Here is a 19,895-nt window from a genome sequence, read left to right as displayed (position 1 = left end):
TTTCTTCTCAAAACATAATAACATCAAATCCTGATAGCTATTGGGAGTAGGTGGGGGGTGTCCTTTTGGTTCAGGAATACTCTTAAAAAATAAATAGACAAACCATCGGTTAGCTGATAATTGTCATAAAATGTTTAAAGGGGTGTCTGTAATTTTGGCTCACCTTAAAGAAATCAATTCAGTTATGAACAAATATCTTTTATTTTGTTTTGCACTAATATTATGCGCCAATATTGGTTTTTCTCAAAAAAATAATGCTAAAAAGGTCAATTTTAAAGAAATAATATGGCATGTTAAAGCATTTAAACCTGAGGCGAAGTATTTAAAAATAAAGGCCATAGACAAAAAAGGAAAAGTGTACAATGTGAAAGCTATTCAGAATTCTGAGCAAACAAGTTTACTGGATGTTAAGGCATTTGTAAAAGGTAAGAGGCTTCCAATTAAAATGTTAGTAGGAGATGAGAAGTATTACCCGGTTAAAGCCATTGACGAAGAAGGAAATATATTAGATATTAAGGCCATTACTGAAGATGGAAAGTTTTTACCTGTAAAAGGTGTAAGTAAATCAGGAAATATTGTTCATATCAGAGCCATTTATCAAGATATGATCTTTTATAATGTTATAGCCATTTCTCCGGATGGAACCACTAACGCTGTTAAAGGCATTAAGATGAATCCGGATAAAGTCGAAACCACAGTTAATGGGATAGAGGTTTTCGCGCATATAAAATCTATTCCTCAGGTTACATATTAAAATTAGTATTATCAGACCCGGGCAGCGCCCGAACTTTCCTGATTATTGCTTTCATTTCCAACGCGCCAACTCGCTCAAGTTTTAAAAGATACTTATCTAAATGTAATGGAGCCATACTTCACCTCAGCTTCCGAAGACTGGCACTTGTTATGCGCGATCTGAACGCACGTCCTTCGTCCGCGTGTCGCAGAAGCTTTAGCGGAAGTACCAGCCAATTTAAGGATAGGAGGTAAGGTATACTCCTGAAATGAAGGGCATCCCATCTGGAGCAGATTCCCGGGGTTAAATAGCCTTATTGGGAGAATCATGGAATAATTGTAAATTCATACAAATATTAATCATTTTATAGAATGAAAGACCCACGGATCATATATCTCTTCATACTTGTTTTGATAATGGCCTGCAATACAAGCACAAAAGAGAAAAAAGAAGATAAAACGCTGGCGGTCAAGAAAATCCCCAAGGTAGTTACTGCCGATATAGAGGCGGGCATTAAAGCCAATATCGCTAAAAAGGTAGAAGAAGGGGGTGGGTATTTTAACATGACTACTAACGGGAAAGAACTGCGGCTGCAATTGGTACGTGTACATACGGAATACCTTTCAAATTTAGGTCCGAGGCGTCATTTTGCTTGTGTTGATTTGGCCGATGTAAGTGGAGATGTATACGATGTGGATTTTTTCTTAGATGGAGATCCGGGTAACATGAGCGTTACCGAAACTACCCTGCATAAGCTTAACGGTAAACCTTTTTACACCTGGAAACAACGCAAGGACAAGACCTGGTACAGAATGCCGGTTCAAAACGCATCATCTGATTTGTTAGGGGTCATCGAAGGAGAAGACAGCTTTGAATTTCATTATGAGGTTACTTTGCCGGATATTAAAGAATCGGCAAAAATGTGGATTCCTATTCCACGAAGCGATCGTTTTCAAACTGTAGATTTAAATACCCTTGAAGCTCCTGTGAAACATCAAATGCTTGAAGAGAAGAATTATGGGAATACCATTTTATATATGGAACTATTTCCAGAGCATAGCGGGAAAAAAGTAGAACTCGTTTACGATATAAAGAGAAAAGAGAAAAAGCCCTATGAGGATGATACGTCCAATACAAAATATCTGAATCCCAGTTTACTAATGCCTGTAGGCGACCGGTTTCAGGTACTGGCAGATTCTATAATTGGACTAAAAAACAGCGAGGGAGCCATAATGCAGGCAAGGGCCTTATATGATTACATCATTGATAATATGCGTTATATGAAGTCGGGGACATATGGCACGGGTGATGCCGTTTACGCATGCGATGCGCTAACCGGTAATTGCACGGAATTTCATTCGCTATTTATTTCCCTGGCCAGATCTGCAGGAATACCATCCCGGTTTGCTGTAGGGGCTTCAATTCCATCAGATCGTGACGAAGGAGGTATCGATGGCTATCACTGCTGGGCAGAATTTTATGCAGAGGGAAAATGGTGGCCTGTGGATATCAGTGAAGCCAATAAATACACAGCTCTCGCCACTTATTACTTTGGCCGGCATCCGGCTAATCGCATCGAATTCAGCCGTGGACGGGATCTTCAAATAGAACCCGGACCATATTCCGGACCCATCAACTTTCTCGCATATCCTGTAATGGAAATAGGCAATAAACCAGCGTTTCCCGAGACATTTTTTTCATTTCGCCGGAAAGCTGAACAAGAAATCTCAGAAAATCAGTTAAGCCTACCCTGATACGGTATCCTTAGGATGTTCTTCGCCTTCAGGATGATCACCCTCTTCTTTCACAGGATGTTCTTCGCCCTCTTTAGCAGCCGGATGTTCCTCCTTGGCAGCCCCTTCTTCTGTGGGATGCTCTTCACCTTTAGGAGGTTCAGCCTGCTCTTCGGTGTTTTCTTTCTTCTTTTGGTCTCTGCAAGAGCTCAATGTACCAGCTGCAATGAAGCCAAATAATAGCATTACCAGAGTAAAGTATTTAAGTTTTTTTAATCTGCTCATAATATCAATTGTTTTATTAATTAAAAAATCAAATTAAACGGATTCTAAGTACCTGATTCATTTAAATATAACAAAATTTGCCCGAATCCCACTAACTAACCCGAAATTTATACAGCTTGTTACAAAGTCAAGTTGCCCGGCCAATGGCTTTAATATATATTATACTGCCTACAAGGTTTCGAGAAGTCTAAATTAAAGAGGCTCATAGATCTTTCAAATATGACGTCTTATAAAAGAATCTTAACGAAAATCAATAGATTTCTTGCTTTTGGTATGGTAGTTGTCTCTAGATGACTTTAAACAATTTTTTATGGAATCCATTGCATTTCCATTTAGAGGTAAAGAGTTTGCTTTAACGCTCTTGGCACTAATTCTTTGTTGCACTTTCCAAACTATCAGGGCCCAGGCCTTTGAACCCGGATACATAGTTCTCAATAGTAGTGATACACTTTACGGATCCGTTAAAAACCGGAATCATGGGACACTTTTTGAAAAGATTAGGTTCAAGAATGAACGCGGTAAGGTTCGGCGCTATAGTGCAGAGAATCTTTTGGGCTATAAGGCAGGAATACATACCTATGAATCTATCTGGTATGCTGAGGAAAGCAGGTTTTTCAGGTTTGATTATTATACGCGACCCGGATATGGCAAAAAAACCTTTTTAAAGGTATTGGCCAAGGGACGTTTAAGTTGCTATGCCAGGGAATATATACATGACGACAATGATTTCCTTGATCAATTTGAACTATTTCTACAGGACGGCGATACCAATATGGAAAGGGCCACCCAAGGCATCTTTGGTCTTAAGAAGAAACGTTTGACAAGCTATTTTTGGGATTGCCCGGCCTTGGTAGAAAAAATAAACAATCTGTCGATTAGCAGACCTTTGGATGTGGTGGCATACTATAATGCGTATTGTGGCAACCTTTAAAAACATTAGACAAGTAATGAAAAAACACTTGTCTCCCGAAACTTTAGTAAAGGAACTGTGTATGGAATGGAATTGTTACTTGAAATAAATATTTCTTAACTTTTTGAATTGGTATCAAATTAATAAGATGTCCGATTTTAACTAAAATCTTCCATGGCTTCCAGCCATATCGGAATTTCAAAGTGAGAAGATTTCAAATACACAAAAAGGGTTTCAATGGCCAAGGTGTAAGTTAAGAGGGTGAGATTAACCTCCATCTCATTGAACAAGCTAAAGTAAACGTCATAAACCGCAGAGGTAATTCCGAACACTTTGATCGCTTTGGTAATGATAAGGATTGACAGATGATTCATGGTTTTGTGTTTCTTTGATTGTTGTCTTTTAGTTATAGACGAAGGATAAATCATTTTGTTACAGTACTATGTATAAAAAGGTACTATATTAAGAAATATTTAACAGTTTGATCTGTGGGAGGGCAGAAGAGCACGGTATAAATTGATTATTCTAAACCCAATTATTTGTAAGTCTCACTTTTCATAACTTTAGATTGAAACAAGTTTTCTTTACGATTTCTTCAATTGCTTTTGATGCCGGCTTTAGCACTTTGTCTTCATTTGACAGTGCTTTTAAAAAGTTTGAAGGTATAACACCTTCTTTATGCAAGAGAAAGGGAAGTATTTAATTTTTCTGTGGATGTAAGCTTCGAAAGTGTGGTTATCTTTGCTTAAAATTATTTTATGTCCAAAACGTTTTCTGATTTAGGAATTAATAAGGCGCTACAAGAAAGCTTAGCCCTTTTGCAAATTTCTGATCCCACAGATATTCAGGAAAAGACAATTCCTGTTGTTCTTAATCAAAAAGAAGACCTTGTAGCCCTGGCAAAAACAGGAACAGGTAAAACCGCTGCTTTTGGATTGCCTTTGTTGCAGTTAGTGGATCTTGAAGACTCTAAGATACAGGTCGTTATACTAGCGCCTACACGGGAATTAGGGCAACAAATTCATGCCAATTTACTTTCTTTTACTTCGCATAGCCCAGGCATTTCTATTGCAGCAGTATGCGGAGGCATTCCTATAAAACCTCAAATAGAACGTTTAAAAACAACTACCCATATTGTCGTGGCAACTCCAGGGCGTTTGGTAGATTTATTAAATCGTGGTGCCATTACTATCAAAAACCTAAAGTATTTAGTATTGGATGAGGCCGACGAAATGGTAAGCGCTTTAAAAGAAGACTTAGATAGTATTATCAAAGAAATTCCAAAAACACGAAGAACTTTATTGTTTACCGCCACTATGCCGGGTGCCATAAAGCAATTGGTTCAAAATTACATGTCTAAACATGTTGTGCAGGTAGAAGCAGATATGTCTACCTTGGGTCATCAGGGCATCGATCATCGCTATATGGTGGTAGAACCTATAGAAAAACTAGAGGTATTGCTACATTTTTTAAATACTAAAGATGGGGAACGAGGGATTATCTTTTGTAAAACCAAAGCGGCGGTTAATAAATTGGCAAAAAACTTAGCCATAAATAAATTCTCATCCGGAGCCATTCATGGTAGTTTATCTCAAGGTATTCGTGACCGTATTATGGGACAATTCAGAGAAGGGCTTATAGCTATTTTAGTGGCCACTGATTTAGCAGCCAGAGGCCTGGATGTTAAAGAAATATCGTATGTTGTTAATTATCATCTGCCAGATACTTATGATACGTATGTTCATAGAAGCGGACGTACGGCAAGGGCAGGGGCGAAGGGGCTTTCATTAACTATATTGCAAAAAGAAGAAGTTAAAGATATTGCTGATTTTGAAAAAGAATTAGGTATTGTCTTTAATGAATTTAAAAAAGCGGACGCTCAGAGCATAGAAGAAAACAATGCCTTATTATGGGCGAAGAAAATATTTAAAACCAAACCAAATCGTGCCGTTTCAGAAGAATTCAGTAATAAAATAAGGACGGTATTTCATCATTTAACAAAAGAAGAGTTGATAGACAAAGTACTCTCAAATTATTTGGCACGAACAAACAAGGGTAATCCAAAAAACTAGGATTCTAAAAAGAGTACTAAGTAGCAAATATTATGGCAAATAGCATAAAAGAACAACAGGATATTTTAACAAAATTAAATATCCATCAATTGAATCCAATGCAGGAGGAGGCTATTTCTGTAATTGAAACAACACCCAATACCATTCTTCTTTCTCCCACGGGCACAGGAAAAACATTAGCTTTCTTATTACCCCTCATTAAAACCTTAGATCCCGGGAATAAAGATGTGCAGGCGTTAATTTTAGTTCCTTCAAGGGAATTGGCCATACAAATTGAGCAGGTTGTGCGCTGTATGGGTTCTGGTTTTAAAGTAAATGCGGTCTACGGCGGGCGGCCCATGTCTAAAGACAAAATAGAAATTAAACACGTACCTGCCATTTTAATAGGAACGCCCGGTAGAATTGCAGATCATTTTAGCAACGATCGTTTTACTAAAGACAGCATTAAAACCTTAATTCTAGATGAATTTGATAAGTCTTTAGAAGATGGCTTTGAGACCGAAATGAGACAAATCATCAATCAGTTGCCTCATATAAATAAACGTGTATTAACCTCGGCCACTCAAAGTCTTAAGATACCTGGTTTTGTACGTTTAGACAGGCCTACAACCATCAATTATTTAAAAGAAAATGTGGTTTCAAAATTGGAGCTAAAAACGGTAAGTTCACCGACAAAAAATAAACTTCAAACCCTCGTAGATTTATTAGGGTATCTTGGTAACCAACCGGGAATTGTGTTCTGTAATCTTAGAGACAGTATAGACCAGGTAAGTCGCTTTTTAGATAAAAACGAACTAAGGCATAGTTGTTTTTCCGGGGGTATGGAGCAAAAAGACAGGGAGCGTTCTTTAATAAAATTCAGAAACGGGACGAGCCAGATTTTAATTGCTACAGATTTAGCATCCAGAGGCCTGGATATTCCGGAGTTGAAATTTATTATTCATTATGAGCTCCCTCAATCTGCGGAAGAGTTTCTCCATAGAAATGGCAGAACTGCAAGAGTAAATTCAAAAGGAACGGCTTATGTATTGAAATGGGAAAAAGAATCCTTACCAGATTTTATTAAAAATGCCAAAGTAGCCAACATCTCCAAAAAGGCCGTTCGTAAGGCACAATTCTGGGAGACCTTGTTTATTTCCGGGGGTAGAAAAGACAAAATTTCTAAGGGAGATATCGCCGGACTATTTTTTAAGCAGGGAAAAATCAACCAGGACCAATTGGGAAACATTGAGTTAAAACAAGACTGTGCGTTTGTCGCCGTTCCGCTATCGATTGCAAATCAGTTGGTAGAAAAATTAAACAATACCCGATTAAAAAAGAAAAAAGTACGGGTTACCGTTTTATAAAGCGATGTTTAGAATGGAACATTACCTATCATCCTTAGTTCTTTGTCCTTCTATTTTGCTATATACACCTTGAAAGTAGATAAAATATTAAGTAATAGATTAATTGCGCTTGGTATAGGATTATTTTTATTTTTTGAACAAATTAACATGGACTGTGTTCGGCTGTAATACAGTTCTTATTTTCTAATTATTAAAAATAAAGATCCAAAATTCTTGTTCTGGGTTTTTGAAATGACTAAAGAACTACTTTAAAGTTTAACCAATCTTTGTTCTATAAATAATCTTAATATCAGTTTAAAACTTATACTTTCTTCCCGGCTGGAGTAATTATTTTTTTATTTAAGAAGTAGTAGATGGCCAAGTTTATTTTACTTTTTGTATATTTTCAAAAAAAAAATGGAATATGTATCTATTGCGCTTCAGCTCATTGTAGGTGTTAGTATTTTAAATGTCTGGCTTATTCAAGCCAATAAGGCCACACCATGGCGAGGAGGTAGCGCAAAAACAATTAAAGAGGAATTTGCAGCTTACGGTTTACCAGAGTGGAGCCTTTATGTTATTGGATTTTTAAAAGTGGCTCTGGCTATTGCACTTATAAGTGCTATTTGGTTTCCTATCCTCCTAAAACCAGCAGCCTTAGGGCTGGCTTTTCTATTAGCAGGTTCTGTGCTTATGCATTTCAAAATTAAAGATCCAATTAAAAAATCTTTTCCAGCCTTATTATTTTTAGCGATGTGCTTGTTTTTAGCTTTTGTTGTTTAAATTGTTGCCAATTTATAAGCTTTTTAGTAGTGCTATCGCTATAAATGCATTTATTATGGCGTAGATAATAGAGGGAGCAGCTAGTACTAAAGTATCTTTAATCTTCAGTCGAACAATAAATCCCAAAATCATTAATAAGGATAGTCCTATGGCACTTACAACACCTAAAATAGGTAGGTATACGTAACCAAAGCTAAGCCCAATAGCACCCAAAATCTGTAACACACCAATCAACTCTCGCTGTTTGGTAAGTCCGTAACGGACAAATTCTTGTCGCATATAAGTTGTTAAAAAACAACTAATTCCAAAAAACAAAAATGATATGGTAGAGAAAACTACCAGGGAATTTAATACGGTCATAGCTATGATAAAAGTAAGTGATTTTGGGTTACTGTTTAAGAATTGCTGCGAATCTAACTAAATAGCTAAGTGAAGGGCTTTTTGAATACTAAATTACAACACAAAATACTATGGTGTTGCTATCTCAATTCGCTTGCACATTAGCAGTCTATTACAAAAATCTTGTGGTTGTTTGTACTCACTGGCAGCCTGTCCGCCAGATAGAAAGATAAAACGCTGGCCTTGCCGGCAGGCAGGTTTTTTGTTTACTCATGTGGTTTTTATTGTTTTTTAAAGGTATTTGTGAATCTCCATCGCCGATTTCTTTTTCTTTGGGCAAGCAAAGAAAATAAACAGACAACAGCCATGGGTAGCCAGGCGTATTATGAGACGAGGAAGGAAGGAAGACAAACCGATCCCGAGATTTCTGGGGAGGTTCACGATTTCAGCTTTATCAAATAATTAGGCCAAGAGTGTAACGCTGTATCCCCCGTCCAGGTGTCGCAAAATCATTAGTTGAGGCAGAGGCTTTTTCTGCGAAGGACGTCCCGATAGCTATCGGGACGACCTGCGTATAATGCGTGCCCGCCTCTGGAGGGCGTGCCCACCCAAGCGGGCCGGTCTGCCGAAACTTTAGTGAAGGCATGGTGTATGGAATATTTAAATTATAAGATTATTCTCTATATTTATTATCTAAACAATAAAATCAATCAAAAAATGAAAAATATATTTAAACTAGCGGTATTGTTTGTGTTTTCATCGCAAATTACTTTGGCTCAAAATTTTGAATTTTCAGTAGATGACATTGATATTAAATATGAAAAATTCGTATTACCGAACGGGTTAAAGCTTTTAGTGCACGAAGATCATAAAGCACCAATTGTTGCTGTTAATGTCTGGTATCACGTAGGTTCTAAAAATGAAAAACCGGGTAAAAGTGGATTTGCTCATTTATTTGAACATCTGATGTTTAATGGAAGTGAGAATTTTGATGACGATTATTTTCAGGCTATAGAAAGAATTGGTGGTACCGATGTAAACGGAACTACAAATTCAGATAGAACTAACTATTTCCAAAATGTTCCAGTAGCCGCTTTAGACCAAGTGCTGTTTTTAGAATCTGATAGAATGGGTCATTTATTAGGTGCTATTGATCAGGAGTTATTGGACGAACAAAGAGGTGTTGTACAAAACGAAAAACGACAAGGCGAAAATCAACCGTATGGAAAACAATTTGACTTATTAACCAAGGCGATGTATCCTAAGGGGCATCCATATTCGTGGACTGTTATTGGTGAAATGGAGGATTTAAATGCCGCATCTTTAGAAGATGTTCAAGAATGGTTTAAAGCCTATTACGGACCGGCAAATGCCGTTATTGCGATTGCAGGTGATATTAATCCACAAGAAGTTTATCAAAAAGTTCTTAAATATTTTGGTGATATTCCGTCTGGACCAACAATTACTCGACAAGAAATAAATATTCCAGAACATGGTGGAGATACATATCAAGTATATGAAGACCGCGTTCCGGAAACGCGTATTTTATTTGCATGGAACACTCCTCAATACGGTAGTCGTGAAGATTTACAATTTGATCTTGTTTCTGCAATTTTAAGTAATGGAAAAAATTCTAGACTTTATAAAAAATTAGTTTATGAAGATCAAATTGCAAGCTCTGCTATTGCTTATCAAGCATCGTCTGAGCTGGCAAGTATTTTTGTAGCACAAGTTAATGTTAAACCTGGAGCAGATACAAATGAAGTACAGTCAAAATTATTAGCTGAAATAAATAAGTTAATTGAATATGGACCAACTGAAGCTGAACTAAAACGTGTTAAAGCATCCTACTTTTCTAATGTTATTAAAGGATTAGAACGTATAGGTGGTTTTGGAGGCGTTTCAGATAGATTAGCATCAAACCAAACTTATCATGGAGATGCATCATATTATAAAAATCAACTTAAGTATATACAAGAAGCCACAGTTTCAGATATTCAAAAAACAGCCAAAAAATGGTTAACCAAAGGAAAGCACATATTGATATGCAAACCTTTTCCAGAATATACTGTTGAAACATCTACGGTAGATCGTTCAAAATTACCGGAAGTTGGTACACCTAAAAGTTCAAAATTTCCAGAAATTCAACGTGCAAAATTATCTAACGGATTAAAAATTGTTTTGGCAGAACGCAAAGGTGTTTCTACGATAGTAATGAATATGATGTTTAATGCAGGGTATAAAACAGATATATTGTCTAAAGCTGGAACTGCATCTCTGGCCATGAATTTACTTGATGAAGGCACAAAAGATATGACTTCTTTAGAAATAAATGAGAAGTTACAATTGCTTGGTGCTACTCTTGGAACTAATTCCGATCAGGATTTTTCAAATGTTACACTTAATACGCTTAAGCCAAGTCTAGATGCCAGTCTTGATGTATTTGCCAATGTTATACTTAATCCTGCTTTTCCAGATAAAGAATTTGAGAGATTAAGAACCGAACAAATTAATACTATTAAAACTGAAAAATCTCAGCCTTTTGGTATGGTGTTAAGATCAATGAATAAATATCTCTATGGTAATGCACATCCTTATAGCAGCCCTTTTACAGGAACCGGATATGAAAATACAGTTGCCGAAATTTCAAATAATGATATTGAAAATTTTTATAAAACCTGGATAAACCCAAATAATGCTACTCTAATTGTTACAGGAGATATTGATATTAATACATTAAAATCTAAATTAGAAAAGCGTTTTAGTAAATGGAACAAAAGAGATGTACCCACTATAAGTTTTAATAAAGCAGAAACAAAAACAAAAAATACCTTGTATTTAATAGATCGACCAGAATCGCAACAATCTGTAATTATTGCGGGTCATCTTACAGAGAAATATGGTGAAGTTTCAGAAATAGCACTAGAACAAATGGTTAGTATTTTAGGTGGAGATTTTACATCAAGAATAAATATGAATTTAAGAGAAGATAAGCATTGGGCTTATGGAGCTGGAGGCTTTGTTTTAAACGCCCAACAGGACCGCCCATTTTTAGTTTATGCTCCAGTTCAAACTGATAAATCAGCTGAATCTATAACTGAATTACGCAAAGAAATTGCAGAATTTGTGACTATTAGACCAGCAACTCAAAAAGAATTAGATAAGGTTAAAACAAATCAGGTTTTGAAACTTCCCGGACAATGGGAAACTAATAATGCTGTTAATAATTCTTTATATAATTTGGTTAAATATGATTTACCTGACGATTATTACCAAACCTATGACAGCAATGTTAGAAATATTACACTTGCAGAACTTATAGAGGTTAGCAATAAAGTTGTTAATCCAGAAGCAATTAATTGGTTCGTTGTAGGTGACAAGGCTAAAATTGTAACAAATTTAGATGCGCTTGGATTTGACAATATTATAGAAATTGATGCTGATGGAAACCCTATAACATCTCCGATTAAAGACATAGATAAAAAGTTAGAAAACTAGTTTAGTTTTATATGTTTATTAAATCGGTTTAGTTATAACTATCAAGTGGAATAGTTATATAATATTTTGTGCTTACAACATAAATGAACTTTTGTACTATAATCCGCAGAACTTGCATATAAAATTTAAGCCATGCAATATTTAAACCCTGAAGAAGTAAACGAAGCCCAAGAATCAATGATACGCTATTGTGGCGAGTTTTCTCCCTTTATTGCTGAAAAAGCCTCTGGAAGTTATATTTATGATAGGAAAGGCAATGCAATCCTAGATTTTACCTCTGGTCAAATGTGTTCCGTATTTGGTCATAATCATCCAAAGTTTGTAGAAATACTAGAGAAAGCGGGTGATAGTGCGATTCATTTATTAAGCTCTATCCTATCACCTCCTGTCATCAATCTTGCCAAAAAATTAACAAGCGAACTGCCCGATAGTCTAACCAAATGTATATTATTAAATACGGGATCTGAGTCTAATGAAGTTGCTATACGAATGGCAAAACTTGTCACCGGGGGCTTTGAAATCATAGGTTTTTCAGGTTCTTGGCACGGAATGACTGCTGGTGCACAATCATATACCTATTCAAAAACAAGAAAGGGGTATGGACCAACTATGTCTGGCAGTTTAATGATACCTGCGCCTTATGAGTATCGTTGCCCAATAAAACATTGCAAAGGTAGCTGTGATAATACATGTCTTGAAGTTGGAATGAAAATGGTAGATCAGCAATCGGTTGGAGCATATGCAGCATTAATTGCTGAACCTTTGTTGAGTGCGGCAGGTATGATTGAATTAAAGCCAAATTATGTTAAAAGACTAAAAGAGTTATGTGATGAACGAGGCTTATTATTAATATTTGATGAAGCCCAAACTGCAATGGGGCGACTTGGGACAACCTTTGCTTTTGAACGGTTCGATGTCGTTCCCGATTTCTTAACTTTATCAAAAACGTTGGGAGGAGGCCTTCCACTGGCTGCAATGGTTACAACTACAGAAATTGAGGAAGAATGTCATAAAAGAGGTTTTGTATATATGACTTCCCATGTATCAGATCCTTTTTGTGCATCTTTTGGTTTAGCTGCCTTTGAAATACTTTATGAACAAGAATTAGCAAAAAGTGCTTTGGACAAAGGTCTGTACTTAAAAGGGAAATTGATACAGTTACAAGAGAAATATGAATGTATAGGTGATGTGAGAGGGAGTGGGCTTTTATTGGGTGTAGAAATTGTAAAAGATCGAGAAACAAAAGTTGCCGATGACAGTTTAGGTCAAAGTATAAGTAATAGATGCCTCGAGTTGGGCTTAAATATGAATATAGTGAGAATGAAAGGGTATGGAAGTGTTTTTAGAATTGCTCCTCCATTAACCGTAAGTAAAAAAGAAATAGATTTAGGCATTACGATGTTAGATGAAGCCATACAAGATTGTATTAAATGATTATTAAAAGTTAATATTAAAGTTCCATAATTAGCAAAATACTCACTAGAAAGTATGGTGGATAAACTAAAATCTTAGTTTTATGATATTTTTAACCTCCCATTTTTTGCCACAAACCCTATTCCACTAAAATTTTACCACGCAAAAATTCACGGTAGGCATTAATGCCATCGGGTCCTTGCACCGCGTCATTTAGAGCATTCGTAAAAGTATCACCTCTTAGGCCAAATGCAAAGATATTCACCATGGCCGCACCATGGTTATAATGCCTGGCCAAATAAGATTCCATGCCATAACCTGGATTTCTTGGTGGATTTCCCAAAATCATATTTACACCTTCTGCGCTGATCCAATTAGAATTGTTCGAGGCATTTAAGGATTGGTAGATCTGGTCAAAAACACCCTCTGAGGGGTAGGTACTGAAACCGGGTTGAAATGCAGGATTAATTACAGATTCAGTTGTGGCAAATCCATTAATTTCTATATAAGATTCATCAAGATCAGGGTTTTGCGCCGCTAGTTCAGTATAGAGGCTTTCAGAAAAGATTGCAACATGACCATAAACCTTTTCTTTTGGGATACCCTTACTGATCACGGTACTTGCCATAAACTCGATATATTCATAGACAATTTGGTACCGCTCCAGGTCAAGGTCAGCTGGTAGATTAGTCTCTGAAAAACCCCTATTCGCCAGGGCATGATAACCTAAAGTCTTTTTAGTGGAAAATTCTTCGTCTAGAGAGGTTTCCCAACCTGTCATAAGCCCGGCGAATAAATACCCTTTGTTTTGTAATGCCAAATCATCCAGGCGCGATTTAATAGTTTGAGCTATATGTTCTAAGAATTCCTGCATAGCCGCCCGTACTTTTGGGCAGTTGAAACACATTTGCGGGGCCAATCTGTTTTGTACCCAATCTACATACCTNNAGCTATATGTTCTAAGAATTCCTGCATAGCCGCCCGTACTTTTGGGCAGTTGAAACACATTTGCGGGGCCAATCTGTTTTGTACCCAATCTACATACCTCCTTTCACTCAATGTGCCCTGCCAATCTTGCCATTCTATATTTTCAGGATCACTCCACAGATCTTCTCTTCCTGCCCAAAACATGCCGTCATCTAGATGAAAGCCAATAGCCATATCGTACTGAAGCGCCAGATCAAAAGAATCATCAATTAATTTTTTTATGGAACTATCACTATGGTCTAAAGTTATAGGTCCGATTATAACAGCTAACTTTCTATTATCTAGTGTTTCAACTCCAATTTCATTTCGAACTAATTGAATAAATGCCTCTGTTTCTAATTTATCCCGAAAAGGCAGGAGTGGCATATAATCCCCATCAGGTTCCATAGTGCCAGAAGCAAATTTTTGAAAGGCGAGGTATTGTAGGGGCCCCTTATAGGTTTCAGCAGTAACGGTTGAGTCTTTAGAACATGACTGCAAACAAAACAGAGATAGGAATAAAGCATATATAGTTTTCATATTCTATTTTTTCTATTAGTATATGACGACAGCTATTTATAAACGGTTACCTATCTTTTTTGTTTTAACATGTTACGTAAAATAGAACAGTGTGTTTTTACTCATATGAAGCGTTGACAAAATGGCCTTATAAAATTTTAGCTCATGGCTTGTTATTTTATTAAATTGGAATTCATGAACCTTAAAAGAAGTTTCGCTAGCACGGAATCTCTTTTTTCGGTTTGCAAAACACGAGATATAATGATTGCTCCAGTGGAGGAATTGTAATTCGTTTGAACATACGCGGCTAATGAAATTGATTCAGTGAATCAATTTCTTGGACGGCGAGACCAAGCGGCTGCAAAGTTATAGCGCTAAAGCACTATAACTTAATTAAGAGAATCCAACACCATTAATATCGTAATTCGCTTGAACATAATTAAAAACGTTATAGCGCTAAAGCACTATAACTTAATTATGTCAAATATCGCATAAATGCGCTATTACACGAATTACTGGATTTGACCTATAATTTATATTATGTCAAATAGGCTGTTTCTGTACTCACCTGCTAAAGCATTCTATATGTACAATTCTCCAAGAAATTAATCTGGTGCGAACATTTCCCAACCGCATCATCTCACACACTTTTTAAATCATCCACAGGATAATTTTAAAAGATGTTGTATGTCAAATAGACTTTTTCTGTACTCACCTGCTAAAACATTCTCTTTGTACAAATTCTCCAAGTAATTAATCTGGTCCGCACATTTCCCAGCCGCATCACTATATAATTTAAAAATCATCTTAAACGGTTTATTAATACATCTTACCGAATAAACCTATTATTATACCAAATCTGTAAAATTATTTAAATGCTTTATTTAAATTTGTATAGGAAAATAACCATTAAAAAAAATGAAAATGAAAAAAGCCCCTTATTTTTTACTATTTATCGCTCTAACAATACTTTCAAGCTGCGGTAGTGACGATAGCATAGAACCGACTGGAATCAATGAAATTATTGTAGATGAAAAGGCATACACCTTGACTTCCGTGGGTGGCTCAGGAATTACAGGGACAGCTACCTTTACCAGAGATAGTAATGGTAATACCACCATTTTGATTGAACTTAATAATACCAATACAGAAGAACACCCGGCCTACGTCCGCTTTAATAGTGCTGCTGAAGGCGGTATTATTGCCATTACTTTAGAGCCTTGTACCTGTGCTGTGAGTACTACTGTGGTAACACGGCTTGATGATGGTACCCCTATTGATTTTGATAAGCTTTTAAATTTGGATGGACATGTAAGTATCCAGGAAAGTACTGAGAACCCAGATGTAGTTATTGCGACAGTGGATATCGGTATCAACGGAAATTAGAGTATCCTTTTCATAGAAAATATTAACAAATCCTGGCTTGAAATAAAGGTCAGGGTATGTTATTTTATACGATTAAGGCAAAGGATCTATTTCATTGGCTATAAACGCTACTTTAGTCAAATAAGATTCGATTAATTAGCTGTATTCGCTTTGAAATTTCCGGTTAACGACATTTTGGCCTGTCTCGACGATTAAAATATTTTTTTTCTAAAATATTTTCCCATGTTTCGTAAATTTGTGTAGGAAAATAACCATTAAAAAAAATGAAAATGAAAAAGGCCCCTTTTTTGCTAGCATTAGTGTTTATCCTTTTTAGCTGCAGTAGTGACGATAATATAGAACCGACCGGAGTAAATGAAATTATTGTGGATCAAATCGCATATAATTTTACTTCCGTGAATGGCTCAGGTATTACCGGGACAGCAACCTTTACCAGGGATAGTAATGGTAACACTACCATCCTGATTGAATTGACTAATACCAATACAGATGAACACCCAGCCAATGTCCGTTTTAATAGCGCCGCTGAAGGCGGTCCTATTGCCATCACTTTAGAGCCCTGTACCTGTGCAGTGAGTACTACTGTGGTAACACAGCTTGATGATGGTACCCCTATTGATTTTGACAAACTTTTAAATTTGGATGGTCATGTAAGTATCCAGGAAAGCACTGCGAACCCGGATGTAGTTGTTGCAACTGTAGATATTGGTATTAACGCTAATTAAGATAGTGGCTTCCCGGTTCTGATATTCGCCTGATTAAAATTACAGGCGGTTACAGACCCTGCTGCCCTGAATCATCCTCAGGTAGTTCCGAGACCTTTCCTGTGTATCTCATAAAGTTGCGATGTGAACTATTTATTTGGATATTGCTGTTTAAGTTGTTAAATAGCGTTATTGTTACCTGGTATACCTCTATATTCTCAGTAATATTAAACAGCAGCGTATAAGAGTTATTCTTTGAATTCTTTGATATCTTAAGATTATCAGGAATACCCTTGAATTCAATGCCGCTTTTGTCACCATAACCTCCTGACATCTGCCGCTCACCAAAAAAAGGCAAATAAGCAGAAATAGTATCTCCTTCTACCTTCAGAAAATTTGGATTTCCAATTAAGCTAATATTACTGCCCGAATTTCCCGGCATAAACAATCCACTGGTTGCAATGCTGTTCATCGCCCTGGTGCTCATTGGTTGGGCCCATTCAGATTCAATAACAAACGATTTTTGCTCTAAAAGATTATCAAGTACCTGGTTTTTTAAACTTGTACTTGCGGCCGTCTCCGTACTCCCACAGCTCCATAAAGTCCCTACCAAACATATTAGCGCTATCCTTTTTATCATTTTTTATAAATTACAATTACCTTATAATCAATAAGATAAATAAATTAATCATATCGTATTATTAAAATTATGATAAAATTTTTAACCTCCCTCCTCTTAGCTTAAACGTTTCCGAAGTAATCGCTGCTTATACCAAAGGTTTAACAGCAAACCCGCTATGATCATTCCCATCCCCACAAAACTCCAGATAAAATATTCTTCACCTAAAAAAACCACCCCAATTAGTACCGCAAAGAATACCTCCAAATATTTCAATGGTGCTATCACATTTGTTTCGCCCATTTGAAATGCCTTGGTCATAAAAAGCTGTCCAAAATATCCAAAAACACCAAGGCTCAGCAATAAAAGCCAATCGATTCCAACAGGGGTTTTCCAATCAAAAATGGCCCCTGTACCTCCTATGATTGCAGCAATGCACATAAAATAGTTAACAATAACTACCGGATGCTCCCTGCTACCAATTCTGCGTATAATTATGTAAACGAGACCACTAAAAACTGAGGATATGAGTACCAAAACCAAACCAATAAGTGGAATATTTCGGTCCAGACCCTTTAATACCAATACCCCTAAAAAAGAGATACCAAAAAATAACCACTGAATTGGTTTCACTTTTTCCCTGAGCAACAAAATGGCAAAAACAGCAGCAAAAATAGGTGCTATATAACGTAACCCAACAGCAGAACCCAAAGGTATATAATGAAGAGCCATAAAAAATAAAACCATTGAAGTAGAGCCAACTAACCCTCTTAATACTAATAACTTACGATGAGTGCCTAACACCGGGATACCTCGGCTTAGCAGATATCCGAAAGTAAAGAAAAGAGAGCCGAGAGACCTAAAAAAAACCATCTGGTAGGCACTGTATGTGGTGAGGAATTTTAAAAGCCCATTCATTGCCGTGAAGGCCAGGGTACTCAACAGCATAAAAACTACAGCTTTTTTAAGATCCATTAATTATAATACTTATATCCTGTGTCAAAGATAAGTGAAGTGGATGCGCCTACAATTGGAAAATCATACATCTACTCTGTTTTAGCATACTTATATGCGTAGTAAATGTCCTGTAATATGGAAATATTCTAATCCTAACACTCTGATTATTTCTATTTAACTGAAGAATATGAACTAAAGAGAAGCAAGTAAACTTATGGTTGGCTAAAGTATTTACTCTTCAAACTTGTTGTTTGCCAACAATATTTTATTAAGTTTCTTGGAGCCATTATTCTTATACAGATCACGTATGAGTTTTTGGCGCTTGCCTTCTGATATGTCCAGAGAATCAATCATGGCTCTCGTCATAAGTATTTCCTTTCGGCGTGCTTCCTCAGCAGCCAGATAATCTGGTTCAAATTTAAACAACATGGGGCCTTCTTCTTCCTCTACCCCTAATTCAGCCTCTTTTTGAGGCCCTTGTTGGGCAAGAAGATCATTAGCGCCAAAAGCACACATCCCCATGAAAATTATCATAAATGGAACTTTATTCATTTTTAATGTCTCGTATACGAATCCAAATTAAGCTATTTTACCACAATAACCATAAACTTTGCAATTGGTTGTTCTTTGTCCTTAATCGGAAGCCTAAGACCGATAAAAATAGAGTCCCACATCGTGTTTCCAACTATTATTTCAGGGATGATTTGGTTTAAAAACTCGAACTTTAATGGATTTACTAATTGGAGTATGACTTCTATCCGCAAAGTGGTTATAGGGCACCAATACATTAGTCTCAGGAAAATAGGCAGCTAAATTACCTTTGGGGATTTTATATGGCAATACCTTAAAATTATAGGCTGTCCTGGTTGTGGAATCGTAAGTGCTGCTCAGATTTACAACCTCCATTTTCTCCAGACCCTTTATCGCCATATCCTCAGGGTTCATAAAGACTACTCTTCGCTCATTATATACCCCCCGGTATCTGTCATCCATACCATATATCGTAGTATTAAATTGATCGTGAGACCTTATGGTCATTAACATATACTCATTGGCTTCCAGATTATGCTCCGGTAGCCTGTTAATTGTGATTTGCGCTTTTCCGCCCGGTAATTTGCTAAAATCGAGTTCCCTCACATTGTTTGGTAAATAATAACCCACTCCTTTGGCCCTTAACTCTGTGTTCTTAAAACCCTTGGCTACTTTGTCTATCATTTCCCTGATTCTGCTGTAATCGCTTCCCAGGGCCTTCCAGTCCACCGCATGCTTCCCTTTAAAATATGAATCCGCCAGACTTGCAATTAGTTCCGGCTCGCTTTTTAAATGTTCAGAGGACGCCTTCAGTACCCCCTTTGATCTTCTTACCCGTCCCATACTGTTTTCTACAGTTACAAAACGATCACCACTAATGTTTTCCTTTTCAGAGCGGCCGTAAGTGGGCAAAATTAGGGCCGTTTTTCCTGTAACCAGGTGGCTACGGTTCAGTTTTGTACTAACCTGTACTGTAAGCCGACATTTTTGTAAGGCTTCGGCAGTATAATCTGTATCTGAGGCAGCCATTAAAAAATTCCCGCCAAGAGCCATAAAAACACTGGCTTTTCCCTCATGCATGGCCTTCATGGCACCTACCACATCCAGGCCCTCTTCCTGTGG

General features: G+C 36.8%; 18 protein-coding genes. 10 read left to right on the top strand and 8 right to left on the bottom strand.

Going from position 1 to position 19,895, the window contains the following annotated elements; translation table 11 throughout:
- The first annotated feature begins 184 nt into the window (after positions 1–184).
- On the top strand, positions 185–754 hold the full coding sequence (locus Q0X66_RS13580; protein ID WP_297707283.1) for a hypothetical protein: 570 nt from the start codon (positions 185–187) through the stop codon (positions 752–754).
- Between the two features lie 350 nt (positions 755–1,104).
- Positions 1,105–2,487: a transglutaminase family protein gene (locus Q0X66_RS13575; RefSeq protein ID WP_297707280.1), complete on the top strand. Its 1,383-nt coding sequence runs from the start codon at positions 1,105–1,107 to the stop codon at positions 2,485–2,487.
- Here the strand turns inward: Q0X66_RS13575 and Q0X66_RS13570 are convergent.
- A complete protein-coding gene (locus Q0X66_RS13570; protein WP_297707279.1) occupies positions 2,479–2,751 on the bottom strand; it encodes a hypothetical protein in 273 nt (90 codons plus the stop codon). The two genes, Q0X66_RS13575 and Q0X66_RS13570, sit on opposite strands and share 9 nt — an antisense overlap.
- 310 nt (positions 2,752–3,061) lie before the next feature.
- Here Q0X66_RS13570 and Q0X66_RS13565 point away from each other — a divergent pair, with 310 nt between their 5' ends.
- Positions 3,062–3,682: a hypothetical protein gene (locus Q0X66_RS13565; RefSeq protein WP_297707278.1), complete on the top strand. Its 621-nt coding sequence runs from the start codon at positions 3,062–3,064 to the stop codon at positions 3,680–3,682.
- 137 nt (positions 3,683–3,819) lie between these two features.
- Here the strand turns inward: Q0X66_RS13565 and Q0X66_RS13560 are convergent, their stop codons facing one another.
- Entirely contained in the window at positions 3,820–4,035 is a 216-nt protein-coding gene (locus tag Q0X66_RS13560; RefSeq protein ID WP_297707277.1) for a hypothetical protein, read from the bottom strand.
- A gap of 384 nt (positions 4,036–4,419) precedes the next feature.
- Here Q0X66_RS13560 and Q0X66_RS13555 point away from each other — a divergent pair, with 384 nt between their 5' ends.
- From Q0X66_RS13555 to Q0X66_RS13545, 3 genes are all read left to right on the top strand, one after another.
- On the top strand, positions 4,420–5,733 hold the full coding sequence (locus tag Q0X66_RS13555) for a DEAD/DEAH box helicase (protein ID WP_297707275.1): 1,314 nt from the start codon (positions 4,420–4,422) through the stop codon (positions 5,731–5,733).
- Between the two features lie 32 nt (positions 5,734–5,765).
- Positions 5,766–7,079: a DEAD/DEAH box helicase gene (locus tag Q0X66_RS13550; RefSeq protein WP_297707273.1), complete on the top strand. Its 1,314-nt coding sequence runs from the start codon at positions 5,766–5,768 to the stop codon at positions 7,077–7,079.
- A 396-nt stretch (positions 7,080–7,475) separates the two neighbouring features.
- The gene (locus Q0X66_RS13545; RefSeq protein WP_297707271.1) at positions 7,476–7,841 is read left to right on the top strand and encodes a DoxX family protein; all 366 of its coding nucleotides are present in this window, start codon (positions 7,476–7,478) and stop codon (positions 7,839–7,841) included.
- Positions 7,842–7,853: 12 nt separating this feature from the next.
- Here Q0X66_RS13545 and Q0X66_RS13540 read toward each other — a convergent pair whose 3' ends face one another.
- Positions 7,854–8,201, bottom strand: a complete 348-nt coding sequence (locus Q0X66_RS13540) for a DoxX family protein (protein ID WP_297707269.1) — start codon at positions 8,199–8,201, stop codon at positions 7,854–7,856.
- A 630-nt stretch (positions 8,202–8,831) separates the two neighbouring features.
- On the opposite strand from Q0X66_RS13540, the gene Q0X66_RS13535 reads away from it, so the two are divergent.
- Together Q0X66_RS13535 and Q0X66_RS13530 are read left to right on the top strand one after the other, a co-directional pair.
- A complete protein-coding gene (locus Q0X66_RS13535) occupies positions 8,832–11,678 on the top strand; it encodes a pitrilysin family protein (protein WP_297707268.1) in 2,847 nt (948 codons plus the stop codon).
- Positions 11,679–11,810: 132 nt separating this feature from the next.
- On the top strand, positions 11,811–13,112 hold the full coding sequence (locus Q0X66_RS13530) for an aspartate aminotransferase family protein (protein WP_297707266.1): 1,302 nt from the start codon (positions 11,811–11,813) through the stop codon (positions 13,110–13,112).
- Between the two features lie 118 nt (positions 13,113–13,230).
- On the opposite strand, the gene Q0X66_RS13525 is transcribed toward Q0X66_RS13530, so the two are convergent.
- On the bottom strand, positions 13,231–13,965 hold the full coding sequence (locus Q0X66_RS13525) for a hypothetical protein (protein ID WP_297707264.1): 735 nt from the start codon (positions 13,963–13,965) through the stop codon (positions 13,231–13,233).
- Between the two features lie 1,535 nt (positions 13,966–15,500).
- Between Q0X66_RS13525 and Q0X66_RS13520 the strand changes: the two genes are divergently transcribed.
- Together Q0X66_RS13520 and Q0X66_RS13515 are read left to right on the top strand one after the other, a co-directional pair.
- Positions 15,501–15,962, top strand: coding sequence for a hypothetical protein (locus Q0X66_RS13520; RefSeq protein ID WP_297707262.1), 462 nt, complete (start codon positions 15,501–15,503; stop codon positions 15,960–15,962).
- Positions 15,963–16,231: 269 nt separating this feature from the next.
- A complete protein-coding gene (locus tag Q0X66_RS13515; RefSeq protein ID WP_297707260.1) occupies positions 16,232–16,687 on the top strand; it encodes a hypothetical protein in 456 nt (151 codons plus the stop codon).
- A 49-nt stretch (positions 16,688–16,736) separates the two neighbouring features.
- Here the strand turns inward: Q0X66_RS13515 and Q0X66_RS13510 are convergent, their stop codons facing one another.
- The 4 genes from Q0X66_RS13510 to Q0X66_RS13495 form a co-directional block, all read right to left on the bottom strand.
- Positions 16,737–17,306: a DUF4251 domain-containing protein gene (locus Q0X66_RS13510; RefSeq protein ID WP_297707258.1), complete on the bottom strand. Its 570-nt coding sequence runs from the start codon at positions 17,304–17,306 to the stop codon at positions 16,737–16,739.
- A 96-nt stretch (positions 17,307–17,402) separates the two neighbouring features.
- The gene (locus Q0X66_RS13505; RefSeq protein ID WP_297707256.1) at positions 17,403–18,260 is read right to left on the bottom strand and encodes a DMT family transporter; all 858 of its coding nucleotides are present in this window, start codon (positions 18,258–18,260) and stop codon (positions 17,403–17,405) included.
- Positions 18,261–18,473: 213 nt separating this feature from the next.
- Positions 18,474–18,794 (bottom strand): hypothetical protein, encoded by a 321-nt coding sequence (locus Q0X66_RS13500; RefSeq protein ID WP_297707254.1) that lies wholly within the window; start codon positions 18,792–18,794, stop codon positions 18,474–18,476.
- 141 nt (positions 18,795–18,935) lie between these two features.
- Positions 18,936–19,895: molybdopterin dinucleotide binding domain-containing protein (locus tag Q0X66_RS13495; protein WP_297707252.1), on the bottom strand; the 960-nt coding region annotated here is incomplete at its 5' end.

The organism is uncultured Eudoraea sp. (assembly GCF_947260015.1).
GTDB lineage: Bacteria > Bacteroidota > Bacteroidia > Flavobacteriales > Flavobacteriaceae > Eudoraea.
Note: the sequence above shows the minus strand (reverse complement) of the source record. Positions and strands in the feature narration are given on the sequence as shown.